This is a genomic window from Bradyrhizobium sp. CCBAU 45389, from assembly GCF_028128625.1.
GTDB lineage: Bacteria > Pseudomonadota > Alphaproteobacteria > Rhizobiales > Xanthobacteraceae > Bradyrhizobium > Bradyrhizobium liaoningense_B.
In genome coordinates, this window is record NZ_LBIY01000060.1 from 1 (window position 1) to 11,379 (window position 11,379).

The 11,379-nt window shown below is 59.7% G+C and carries 6 protein-coding genes and 6 pseudogenes; 7 read left to right on the forward strand and 5 right to left on the reverse strand.

Features of this window, described 5'->3' with window-relative positions:
- The first annotated feature begins 162 nt into the window (after nucleotides 1-162).
- Both XH79_RS43220 and XH79_RS43225 read left to right on the forward strand, forming a co-directional pair.
- Nucleotides 163-342 (forward strand): cold-shock protein, encoded by a 180-nt coding sequence (locus tag XH79_RS43220; protein ID WP_442869925.1) that lies wholly within the window; start codon nucleotides 163-165, stop codon nucleotides 340-342.
- Nucleotides 317-448, forward strand: a pseudogene (locus XH79_RS43225) (IS66 family transposase zinc-finger binding domain-containing protein); the annotation flags it as partial. The gene XH79_RS43220 and the pseudogene XH79_RS43225, both read left to right, overlap by 26 nt.
- 1,137 nt (nucleotides 449-1,585) lie before the next feature.
- Here the strand turns inward: XH79_RS43225 and XH79_RS07440 are convergent.
- Nucleotides 1,586-3,328, reverse strand: coding sequence for an ABC transporter ATP-binding protein (locus tag XH79_RS07440; RefSeq protein ID WP_271581235.1), 1,743 nt, complete (start codon nucleotides 3,326-3,328; stop codon nucleotides 1,586-1,588).
- Between the two features lie 435 nt (nucleotides 3,329-3,763).
- Between XH79_RS07440 and XH79_RS07445 the strand changes: the two genes are divergently transcribed.
- Both XH79_RS07445 and XH79_RS07450 read left to right on the forward strand, forming a co-directional pair.
- A complete protein-coding gene (locus tag XH79_RS07445) occupies nucleotides 3,764-5,350 on the forward strand; it encodes an asparagine synthase-related protein (RefSeq protein ID WP_271581236.1) in 1,587 nt (528 codons plus the stop codon).
- Between the two features lie 266 nt (nucleotides 5,351-5,616).
- Nucleotides 5,617-5,960, forward strand: a pseudogene (locus tag XH79_RS07450) (IS30 family transposase); the annotation flags it as partial.
- 7 nt (nucleotides 5,961-5,967) lie between these two features.
- Here XH79_RS07450 and XH79_RS07455 read toward each other — a convergent pair.
- A pseudogene (locus XH79_RS07455) lies at nucleotides 5,968-6,929 on the reverse strand (IS30 family transposase); the annotation flags it as partial.
- A gap of 30 nt (nucleotides 6,930-6,959) precedes the next feature.
- Here XH79_RS07455 and XH79_RS07460 point away from each other — a divergent pair.
- Nucleotides 6,960-7,439, forward strand: a pseudogene (locus tag XH79_RS07460) (IS21 family transposase); the annotation flags it as partial.
- Nucleotides 7,440-8,389: 950 nt separating this feature from the next.
- Here XH79_RS07460 and XH79_RS07465 read toward each other — a convergent pair.
- A complete protein-coding gene (locus XH79_RS07465) occupies nucleotides 8,390-8,656 on the reverse strand; it encodes a hypothetical protein (protein ID WP_271581237.1) in 267 nt (88 codons plus the stop codon).
- A 99-nt stretch (nucleotides 8,657-8,755) separates the two neighbouring features.
- On the opposite strand from XH79_RS07465, the gene XH79_RS07470 reads away from it, so the two are divergent.
- Both XH79_RS07470 and XH79_RS07475 read left to right on the forward strand, forming a co-directional pair.
- On the forward strand, nucleotides 8,756-8,893 hold the full coding sequence (locus tag XH79_RS07470) for a hypothetical protein (protein ID WP_271581238.1): 138 nt from the start codon (nucleotides 8,756-8,758) through the stop codon (nucleotides 8,891-8,893).
- Nucleotides 8,894-9,160: 267 nt separating this feature from the next.
- Nucleotides 9,161-9,357: pseudogene (locus XH79_RS07475) on the forward strand (transposase); the annotation flags it as partial.
- A gap of 953 nt (nucleotides 9,358-10,310) precedes the next feature.
- Here XH79_RS07475 and XH79_RS07480 read toward each other — a convergent pair.
- Nucleotides 10,311-10,526 (reverse strand): hypothetical protein, encoded by a 216-nt coding sequence (locus XH79_RS07480; protein WP_038937322.1) that lies wholly within the window; start codon nucleotides 10,524-10,526, stop codon nucleotides 10,311-10,313.
- Between the two features lie 672 nt (nucleotides 10,527-11,198).
- Nucleotides 11,199-11,379: pseudogene (locus XH79_RS07485) on the reverse strand (hypothetical protein); the annotation flags it as partial.

An 11,379-nucleotide genomic window follows, 5' to 3' on the forward strand; every position in this document is an offset into this window, starting at 1 on the left:
TCCCTGCAATCTCAAACGCCGTCAAATCCCAAAAACAGGCTCCTGCTCAATCGCTTACAGGCTTGTTCACAGCCGACTAGGAGAGGAAAGTGCACCCGCAGCTCGGGAGCAGCAGGCGGCAATATCGAGCCGCAAGACGTTGGAGCAAAGATGCACACTGGAATGGTAGTGTCGTACAACGTTGAAAAGGGCTGGGGCTTCATCCGGCCTGATGACGGCAACGGCAAAGATTTGTTCGTGCACATATCAGGCCTTTGCGACTGCGAAGGGGCTGATCTGGTGCCGGGCACGCGCGTGACATTCGATCTTCGCTTTTGTCATCGAGCCGGAAGCGTCGGCTGAGCATGCCGGCAAGCAGAAGGTGCTGATCGGCGAGGACGTGTCGGAGCGTCTGGATGGGGAGCCGGCGAAGTTCCGTGTCATCGTCAGACACCGTCCCAAGTATGCCTTCGGCGTCCCGCTGAACAATCGACTAAGGCGGGGATACGGAACTCGTCGCGGGAGCGACCAAGTGGACGTGGGTGCACCATTCGAAGCCATAGTTGGTTACATGACGAAGCTCTCGAGGATTCTAAGTAAACCGGGAACGTTGTCACTGGTGCTCGCTGGCAGTCTGATTCTCGAAACAACCTACGCTTAAGGAGCTTGAATTTGTAGAGGAAGCGCCCTCCGCCCTCCCCCGGGGCTGATAAGCGGTCATCGCCCCTTGAATAACCTTTAGGTTCCTGTCGAAGCTGAAACACGCTCGATCAACTCCAGAGCGCGGCCCACGTCTTGGGGCCGACAATTCCGTCAGCCTTCAACGGATTACCACCGAAATCAAAGTGGGATGCTTGGAATGCCTTCACCGCAGTCTTAGGGTCACCGGTCCGAAGATGCCGTCGTCTGTTCCAGGATGAAGATAGTGTCGCTCAATCAACGCCCTTTGCGCGTTCTTTACTGCTTCACCTTTCGAGCCTGGCTTAATGAGTCGCCCGTTCTTTAATCGCGGGCACGGTATCAAGTGGCCGTTCCGTCATGGAGATTGCCAAGCTCCGAGGGGAGACGACGAGCTCCTGAGGATGGTCCGCCTCGTCACCCTGAAACTTAACAGGCCCAAAATGAGATGAGAGACGCCGGCGTGGCCGCACGCGAGGCGCGCGCAATCGCTCGGCGTTTCAGTCTCCACGTTTGTAGGAGCGCGACCATGCGCTCCGGCGGCAGATCGGGGAATTCTTGCGCTACCCGGTCTCGGCAATGCGCTCCTTGCGCACGGCCGTCCCGCGATCGTTCGTCCCGAGAACGGTGCCGAGTACAACGCGAAAGCTACCCGCGTCTTCCTTTTGTCGCTCAATATCGCCATCTCCCGCTCGAAGAAAGGCCGTCACTGGAGAATGGGTGCCGGGAGAGTTTCTACGACAAATTCAAGATCGACCTCGGCGATTCCGGTCCGCTTCTCTTCCCTCGGCGGGTTTGTCGCTGACATCTACAGACAGATTCACTACGACAACGATGATCGCATCCGACAGCGGAGCGGCTGGTCGTGCTCGTGGGCATGCTGGGGGCTAAAACTCGGCGTCTTACGAAACGGCTGCGGCACCTTCGTCTAAGTCACCGACAATCCGCAGTCAGTCAGATCGACCACGACGTCGCTCGCAGAGATGACACCTCTCCGATGAGTAATCGCTAGCACAGTTACATCCTCAGCCAGGGTGCGTATATGGTCCATAATGTCCCGCTCAGTACGTTCGTCGAGTGCGGAGCTCGCCTCGTCGAGAAGAAGGATCGCCGGCTGGCCATAGAGCGCGCGGGCAATAGCAACGCGCTGCCGCTCCCCGCCGGAAAGCTTCAAGCCGCGTTCTCCAACGGTCGTTTCAAATCCTTCTGGTAGCGCCTCGATCAACGGCAGAATAGCGGCTTCTTTCGAGGCACCGCGAAGGCGTGCCTCGTCGCGGGGCCGTCCTAACAAAATGTTGTCAGCTAGCGACTCATTGAGCAACATCACGTCCTGCGGTACGAGAGCAACTGCGGCATACCAATCCGCGCGATCGACGCTTGCTATATCGGTTCCATCGACGAGAATTCGGCCGTAGTCGGGCTCAATCGATTTCAGGGCAAGCTTAAAGATCGTGGACTTCCCCGATCCGGTTTTACCCACAAGAAAGGTAATCCCGCCGCGCCCGGCCTTAAACGAGACGTTGGTAACGCCGCGTCCGTTGTCGTAGGCATAACCAACGCTCTCGAAAGAGAGCTGGCCAGCGGAGGGCTTGAAATCGTGAGCATGAGATGCTTGCCGCTCTTCTGGTGCGGCCCACAGTCTACCTAAAGGGATGAGGTCGGCTCGCAACCGCGCCACGTCAGAGATCGCCCTCGCGACCGTCTCAAAGGGCATATTGAGCTGAAGCAGAAGCGTATTGAATAGCACCATATCGCCGATCGTGACCGCGCCGGCGTGATATTCAGGTATAAGAAGGAGAAGTGTGACCGCAAATTGTAGCGCGACGGCGAGGCCGAGCACGGCGATGTAGACCAGTCGGTGCAACACGTAGGCTCGCCAGTTATCACGCACCTCCCGCGCCCTTATCATAAAGCGTTCGTTCATCCAGGAGTGACTGCCGAAATGGCGCAACGCGTCCATCGCGTTCATGACGTTGCCGACGAACCGAGCATTCTCCTGTCCGGCTTCGACCGCCGCATCCAGGAACGCGCGTGCCTGACGCGTGGAACTCAAGCTCAACCCAGTCGCGATTGCTCCATAAACGGCAACGATTGCAGCGATCTGGATATTGAGGAGCGCACCTAGGGTAACGAGCGTAAGCAGAAGCTGCGTTGCAGCAGGGATGAAGACGACAATTCCAAGCTGGACCAACGTCGTCAATGCGCTGCGCCCGCGAGCGGCCGCACTCTGTATCTCCGCCGGATTGCACTCAAGAAAAAAGGCTGCGGTTTTCCTTAAGATGCGATCGAAGAAGCGAGTTGCAGCAATGAAGCCCAGGTTCTCGGCTGCCATTAAGGAGAGATACTGCAGCATGCGCTGCAATGCAGAGGCTACGCCGATCAAAACTGCATATCCTGCGAAACCCCAAGCAACCGCCGACATGTCTTCGCTGCGCGGAAGACCGTCAATGAGACACGAAAATACATAGGGGCCTGCGAGGCTGCTGGCGCTGGAGATCAGCACCACCGCCGCAACGATGAGAAGCAAGCGCCGATCGGATCGCCAGTACGCATGCAGAATTTCGGAAGCCGGCGACAATACGCTGTCGTTGACCTGATCTGCGGCGGATCCAGAAAAGGGGGCTTTGCTTGCACTTAGAGAGCTGACATGGCCTTGCGATCTGAATTCCATACGATCTCACGTAAAGTTGCGGCTGTGCGGTTTGCTGCCGTTCACCGTTACTAGACACCAACCCAATTCTGTCCAGCACGGTCTTTCAACTGCCGACATTGGTGGGTTGTCGCCCGCCTTCTACATGAGAGACTTTCTACTGTGACTCGGCACGTTGCCGCGCCACTCTTGCTTTTACTGAAACCTCGACTTGAGACGACGAGAAGCCCGATCACCCGGAGATTGACATGAAGAGCGCAACTGCAGACACGCCTAAGCGGCCATCGCGGCCCGATACAACTGACCTCCCCTTACCGGTGCTGCCACCTCCCACAATTGAGGGAGAGAAGGCTCCTTTCCCTAACGACAGCGCTAACCACGGTTACCTTTAAGATCATTCGTCACTCGGTTACCGCCTCTCACACGAGAGGCGGTAACGTTTAAGTCGAGGAACAAATGCTCAAGGCCACTCTGAAAATAGCCGATTTGGAAAACTTCGATCCTTTTGCCAAAGGCAGCTCGATAGAGTTTGGTGAAAGCTACATCTGGCCATTCCAACATAAGAGCCTTGAGAGCTCGTTAGTGACGAACTCTGAGCAATGGTTCTTCGTCATACGCGAGCGTCAAGGGGGGGCGGACGGGACTGGCGTCCATTCGGTCCCCATAGCCCATGCGTCCACGGATCAGTTTCGTCAGCACTACCAAGACTGCATGCACTGGCCGCTCGATTTTATCGTGATCGAGGCCGCTCGCCGGGGTCCCCGGTTGCGTGTACGAGCAGGTCATATAGGCAGCCTCCCAATTTACTTCCACGTGGAGGAACGCACTCGTACGGTTACGCTTTCCTGGGATTTCGTGGATCTTTTGGATAAATCGCGAGCGATTGATGCAGAAATTATAGCCCATCATCTATCTATGAGAACGTTCTACTCTGCGCGACAGGCCTGCGTTGGCGTTAACCTGCTGACTGCTGGCGCCACCTTGTACGTCGACAGATCGGAAACGTCATTTGAGTACGGCGCGACAACTTCATCAGCCCCTGAGCTCAATGGACGAGAGAAGAGCAATCATGCCCTTGAGTTTTCTGATACTCTTCAGGCGGTTGTTCGTTCACGGCCGACGGCCTTCTGCGCAAGCGCTGTGGAGCTGAGCGGAGGAATGGACTCCGCTTCTGTCGCAATTGCTGTTAGCAAGAGCGTAGCATCGCTGGCATGTGGCGGGATACTATTGGGCGACGGGAGTAGCCCCAAGCAGATTGACCGCCGAGCGAGCATTTTGAGCGCACTGAATTGCCGCGATCACGAAGTTGAAATGCACGCCCACATGCCGACGATTGATCTAGATCTTGACCTGAAAGGACGCTTGCCACTCATTTCAGAGTATTACCTCGAGGCGTTCGGGTCACTCTGGGATCGGTTTCGCGGTGATGGCTGCGAAATAATCTGGAGCGGCATAGGAGGAGACGAGCTTTGCGCTCGCTTCAGCAACGACGAGGAGGAACCCAAATCTCCGTCTTCACCCCACCTGGATATCGCGCTTGGACTTGCAGAAGACCTGTTGACGAAACGCGGGCTCGACGCCGCTCATTCATCCTTCCTTTTTAGCGCCCCCATCAGCGCCACTCTATCCACAACTCTGCTGGCAAGTCTTTGTCATGCTCGCCCACTCGCGACGCGAGGACTTTGGCCCGTCCGCCCATTCGGCGATCCGAGATTGATTAATTTTGGAGCGAAGCTTCCGTTTGCACTTCGCTCGGGCAAGGAACTTCTCCGTTCTTATTTGCGTGAGCGCTTGGGCTCTGACGTATTTCCACGCGGTTACGCAAAGGAGACTTTCGCGCTTGTGCTGCCAAGGGCGATTGCGGCTCGTGCGGACATAATTTCATCACAGCTTGCTTCTTGCGCGTTAGCCGACTTCGGCCTGGTTTCGCAGGAGGCTGTCATGGCGCTTTTGAACAGGGTGATAACAACACACGAACTTTCCGCAACGAGCACCTTGGTTCGTTTTTTATGGGCGGAACGTTTCGTTCGGCAACTCTGTTGATTTCGCCATTATCAGCCACGGGACTTCCGCAAAGTACCGTTCATTGCAGCTACCGCTTAAGACCATTTTTCAAGGACAGCTATGTTGATCTCGGGGTCCAGACCGGGCGGCGTCTTTCGCGAAATCTACGAGGTGAAGTCGAGTTGCGCGCGCACGGCGCTCTACAAGGCGATCGGGCAAGTCGCGATTCACGACGATACTCGGAATGGCGATTGCAAGCGCCTCCTTGTTCTGCCGAATGGCGAAGCCAACCCTGCAGATGCGGCAATGTGGCACGTGCTCTCACCCGTGCGGAGGTCTCCCGTGAATTGCGGCGGAACGCGGCTACCCGCGGCGGCGGGTTGGATTATCGGGCCACAACTGCACAATGGCATGCAGACCGATCTGCCCGCCGGCCCAAGGCGCCTAAGCTTGCGCCCAACGCAGCCTTGCGCACTTATGTGGCGGAGAGACTTTCCGGCAGTGTTGTAGCCCCGAGCGGAGCTTGTATTGCTGGTCCCACCGTTCGGTGGAACGCCGCCGGCATGGCCAGCGAAAGGATCGACGATGGGCCAAGGCATGGAAGTCTGAGCAGATTGCCCGACGCTTGTCGATCGACTTCCCGGACGAGGGCGGATTCAAACGGTCGTCGCAGCCCCCAATTTTTCACTCATGATTTAATTCGTCAAGCGCTTCTGTCGGCGTTTTCCAGCCCAGTGTCTTCCTCGGTCGGGCATTCAGGACCCCTGCTACAGCGGATATCTCGTCGGCGCTGTGGATGCTCAGGTCTGTGCCCGTTAGTGCCGTGTTGCCAAGGGCTTTGAGGATCGCAGAAGTAGACTTGGATACCCGCATCGATCGTGAGGCGGTCGTGCTGAGCCATTTCCGCTCCTTGATCCCAAGTCAGCGTGCGACGTAGCTCTTCGGGCAAAGTGATGATGGTGCGCGAGATCGCGTCACGCACGGCTTCTACTCCGTGTCCCGCGAGTGCAGGTCCGTTCTTCTTACGTGGAACTTCGCCATGCCCGCCAGCCGGGGAAGGTGCAGTAGCATTGTGAAGCGCGTCGTGCGCTCGACCAACGTGCCGATCGCCGAGCTGCCAAGACCGAGAATGAGGTCTCCCTCCCAATGTCCCGGCACTGCTCGATCGGCCGCTTCAGCGGGGCGCTCACTGATCATGATCGCCGGCGAGACGAAGTTCTTGCCTCGCCTGCGTGCGCGCGCCCTGGGCACGCGCAACACGCGTCCGGTTCGCAAGCAGGCCGTCAGCTCGCTGCGTAGTACACCGCGGCCCTGTACGAAGAGAGACCTGATAAATGGCTTCGTGGCTGATGCGCATCGTCTTGTCGTCCGGGAAGTCGATCGGCAAGCGTCGGGCAATCTGCTCAGGGCTCCATGCTTTGGCCCATCGTCGATCCTTTCGCCGGCCATGCCGGCGGCCGTTCCACCGAACGGCGGGGCCCGGAATATAGGCTCCGCTCGGGGCTACAACGCCGCCGGCAAGTCTCTCCGCCGCATAAGTGCGTGTGTGTTTCGCGGGATCGTGAGCAAGGTTTTCGGAGCCTAGCACTGCTTCGGCCGACAACTCAACCGGCTTAGGGATGGGCCTCGTCGTTAACGAGGAAGCCCAATGCCTACCCAGAGATTGTCGATGCGCCGGATCAAGGAAGTTCTTCGGCTAAAACATAAGGCCTGCCGGCGCAGGCCATCGCGCGCACCCTAGACATCAGGAGCTGCGCCGGCGCAATGTGACCCGCCGCTTGCTCTGCGAGGAGTACCGCGCAGGCAATCCCGACGGTTTCGGATACACCTGGTTCTGCACGACCTACGAGGCCTGGAAGGGACGGGCCCGGCCGTCAACGCGGCAGCCCCATCTGGGTGGCGAGAAGGTGTTCGTCGATTTCGCCGGCGACACCATCGACGTCATCGACTCCTTGACCGGGGAAGTGCAGCCGATGAAGCTGTTGGTGGCAGCGATGGGCGCTTCGAACTATACCTACGCCGAGGCCTGCGCGAGCGAGGGATTGGCCGACTGGATCCGGGCGCACGTCACCTGTTCGCCTTTCTCGGCGGGGCCCCGACGTTCGTGGTCTGCGACAACCTCAAGGCCGGTGATGAGTGAAAATCACCAGCGTGCCTTCGGCACGACTTGCGCATCTCGGCCTTCAGAAAAGCCACTGACTTGAAATGCCGAGTGGCGGCGTTATGCGGCAGGAAGCGCTGCCGACAGGCTGACATCCTGATCCTCCTGAAATAGTTCATGCGCTCAGCGGCGGTCGTCATCGCACGATGCTCGTCGCCATTGATCGCGAATCGGTCCAGAGCGTCGCGCCGGCGAACGTCACGCCCGCCGAGGCGGATAGTCTCGTTCTGCAGCACGAACACGTTGCTGGCGGCCGCGGCGGCCTTAGCCTCCCGAGGGTACGGTCGATGTCCGCACCGTAGGCCTCATGATTGCCCATGACGTAAAACCACGGGCAGGTCCGGCACGCGCTTGATCAACCAGCGGACGCCGCGTTCGGCGCGGGGAATGAGGTCGCCAGCAACCACCATGACGTCGAAGGCCGGACGGTCTGCCGGTGCCTGGAGGTCAGCCGCGGGTGAGCTCGACATGAATGTCGGACATGGTCCAGAGCCGCACGGTCGAGAGGCCCGGCTGACGCCATCGCCTCGAATAAAGTCGTCGATGGCCGGCGCGAAAACGACCTCGTTCGAGCCGCAGCGAGGGCATCGTGCTGCGTCGGATGGTAGGTGAACTCGCCTTGCTGGTCCTAGGCGCTACAGCGAAATCTGGCCATCTTAGCGCTCCTGCTGCGGCGAGGGCGGCGGCACCTCGGTCAAAGTGTCGGCGTCGCGGTCGTAAGCGCGTAGTAAACGCTGGCCTGGCCTCGCCAGCGGCGCAGCCGGCGGACGTTGTCGAAGCCCTGCCCCAAGCGGGGCGGCGCTGGATCGCCGGCCGCGTGCTCTGCGCAGCGGGTTTCGAGCCACCCTTTGTTGGCATGCAGCCGGCCTTCCGCGCCGCAAATCTCGCAGGTGCAGGCGGAGCGGGCGACGGCCAGGTCAACTGCATGGCCGAATCGCGGACTCGGTGGACTTCGAGGCTTCGGTGTCCCAGTCGACGAGCAGGATGCCCATCTTCTGCTTGATGCGGACGAATTCGAAGGTCTCGCCGTCGCGGAGCGCGACTTCGATCCTGCGACAGAGCCGGACCAGGATATCCTGCCACCCTCGCTCGCAGTGCGGGTAGCCGAACGAGCGGCTAGGCTCCTCGGCCGTCGTGAGGAACAGACGCGGGTGCCACAGCATGAGGTCGCGGCGCCAATCCATGTCATTACTCCCCCATCTCATTACTCCCGACCTCCAGGCTGGAGGGGCGATATCGACAAGAACATCGTTCGCGCGATCGTACCGCCTGCAGGTGACCTTATGACCGACGACGCGCTGCACAATGCAGATGTTCTCCAGCCCCGGACACCTCTCGACGGCCGTGCCCTGGGCATGAGTCTCGCAGCGGATGCCATCCCCTCCGAGCTCGATCTCGATGGTGAGGTCCGCAGCAGGTGAGCGCGCGCGGAGAATCGCGATGCACATGGCGCAGATGGGCGCGGGCCGCGCCGATACGCCGGTGGAGGGGGCGCCGCTCGATCGAGTTCGACCCGCGTGACCGCCGGATACTCGAGCCCATCACGGAGGCGGCCGCCAGCTACTAACTCGAGCTCTCGGCTCTGGAATAACATCGGCCTGCCCGCACTTCGTGCTCCCGGTGCCGCTGTCCCGATGGTCGCACCATACTCCACGATGTAGAACACCGCAGCGGGAACGTTGGCACCGAGACATCTCACCAATTTGCTCGATCGCCTCAACGAGGAGATCAGCGGCGCACCTATGTCGTGCGAATCCTCCCCAATGCCGAGAGCTGTTTAAGGCTGGTACGGGCGCTGACCGTCGAGCGCCATGAGGCCTGGCTCGAGGACCATCGCCATCTAAACATGGATCTGCCGAAGGAGCACAAGGAGGCGCTACGCCGGCGGCCTGACGATGCTCAGGCCCACCAAGGGGATGCACGCCCCCCTCTCCGCCGCCGTCGCTCGCCAGGGCTACGCTTTTGCGCAAGCGAGCGACGGCGGCTCCGAGGGGATGGCTCGGCCGGATCCCATGATCGATTTTGCTGAACTTGACGCACAGAACTGCCGATCCGGGCCGTCGTCGTGGTGCGGCTGCCGCTGATCGTAAGCGAGCCGAACGCCTTTCGTCTGCGGCCTGAACGTCTTTATTGTCTCCACGGCAAGCGGCCCCGTGGGCCGCTTTTCGTTTTGTGAATGGGCGCGCAGTCTCGTCAGCTTTCAGTAAGCTAGTCCCAATAATTGGTTGTTGGGTTTAGCGGGGGTGGCACGGACATTGCTGTGGTTTCCAGAGCAGTGGAGTGGAGTGTCACCTTCCGCTAAACTCACCAGCAGTGCGGATGCGGCAGGTGCTTCAACTCAGCCCCCCTGGTCGGTCGGCACCGTGTCGCGCCCGCTGCTTCTAAATCACGGGCCATTCCCGGTTCTGTAAGTTACGCTCGTTCTGCGAGCGATGACCTCCCGGTCAGCTTCTTCCGCTGCTTTGAGGCTGGCCGTGTGGGGGTTAGCGGCGCGTGGCAGGGACAGCGCTTCCCCTGTGTATGCGTGGGGGTTACTTGAGCGCCGAGTCACGTGACCGCTAACTATCGGCAGTGCGGGCGGGGCAGGGACAGCGTCCGCTCCGGCGCAACCGAACGGCGCCGAGTCTCACCCGCACTGCCTGCGATCTGAGGCTGATCCCCGAGCCCCGCGAGGCTGCAACCCCGGTTCTGGTAGTTGTGCCACGGCTTTTGCGATGAATGTATCCCACCGTCAGCTTCTTCCGCTGTTTGAGGCTGGCGCGTGGTAGGGAGAGCGCTTTTTCTCCAAGCGGGCGCCGAGCCACGTGGCCGCTAACGTTCCCGCTGTTTAGGTCGCGGCTACCACCTTGAGCGGCCTGTCGACCCGGGACCGGTATGATCCTTTAGGCCATCGATCACCTTGAGCGCCACTTCGAGTTCATCTCGAAGATGCTTCGTAATCCGCAGTCCGCTCGCAAGCTCCTCGCGGCTGATTTCCGCGCCGTGGGCGACTTTTTGTTCTAGGTCGCGTATAGCGTGGTCGATCTTGTGCAGCGAGAACGTGCCAAGCATCATCCGGCTCCGTCCACGATTAAGGGTCGGTCATCCGGCCGCGCGGGTAGGACCCACAACGTAAAAATGCGTCCATTACATGGTTGAGTAAAGCGGGTGGCGTTGGGGGAAAATCTTTTCCCATCTCGCGTCTGAGCGCCTCGAATTCGGCTAAGGTCGAAAGAGGGCACTCCGCCACCGCGTCCATTTTTGAGCAGATAACTTCAACCCGGAATCGCCGAGCGGCCAGCTGCTCTTCAGTTCGCTGTGGCCCGTAGGTGTCTTCTGCCGGGCTATGGCTTGGCCTACGGGCGTAGTCCGTGAATGCTTGGATTGCCGCTACCACATCGGTCCTAGGCACGGCGGTTACTCCTATGAGCGGAGCCAGCTCGAACAGTTGCGGGCCGAGCGCTTCAATATGACATGCACGCGGGGCGCGGCAACCCACCGGTACTGGTAGGTGCTCTCCAGTTCTTCTCCACCATAAAATGGTAGCACCTTGGGGAATTTGAACCTCTCGGGCGGAAAGGTGGCCAGCCCCGGTCTTCGAGGACGGGCTGGCTACCATCGCTTGCGACATCGTTTGGGCGACCCCGCACCCGGACTCGTCGCCCTAAGCCGGTTCCAGCATCTTGATCTCGCTGACATCAACTTCGCGTCGGCGTGCCACGCATCGGGGGCTGCCTGCAAACGAAGCTAGATGGCCGGGCCGTTGCCGACCGGCTTTCCAATCCGGGCGGCCACGTTCGGACTGACCGGCTTCTTCTCCGCGAGGATGTCGTGCAGATGCTGCCTGGAATCCCAGCGCTTCTGCAATCTCGGTCTTAGACTTCCTGATGTACTGTAGAATTTCATCAAGGACGGCGCCCGGATGAGA

What these genes read in the sequence shown, in the direction of transcription:
- XH79_RS43220 (WP_442869925.1), top strand. Translation starts at nt 163, where the DNA reads ATGGTAGTGTCGTACAACGTTGAAAAGGGCTGGGGCTTCATCCGGCCT.
- XH79_RS07440 (WP_271581235.1), bottom strand. Translation starts at nt 3,328, where the DNA reads ATGGAATTCAGATCGCAAGGCCATGTCAGCTCTCTAAGTGCAAGCAAA.
- XH79_RS07445 (WP_271581236.1), top strand. Translation starts at nt 3,764, where the DNA reads ATGCTCAAGGCCACTCTGAAAATAGCCGATTTGGAAAACTTCGATCCT.
- XH79_RS07465 (WP_271581237.1), bottom strand. Translation starts at nt 8,656, where the DNA reads ATGGATTGGCGCCGCGACCTCATGCTGTGGCACCCGCGTCTGTTCCTC.
- XH79_RS07470 (WP_271581238.1), top strand. Translation starts at nt 8,756, where the DNA reads ATGACCGACGACGCGCTGCACAATGCAGATGTTCTCCAGCCCCGGACA.
- XH79_RS07480 (WP_038937322.1), bottom strand. Translation starts at nt 10,526, where the DNA reads ATGATGCTTGGCACGTTCTCGCTGCACAAGATCGACCACGCTATACGC.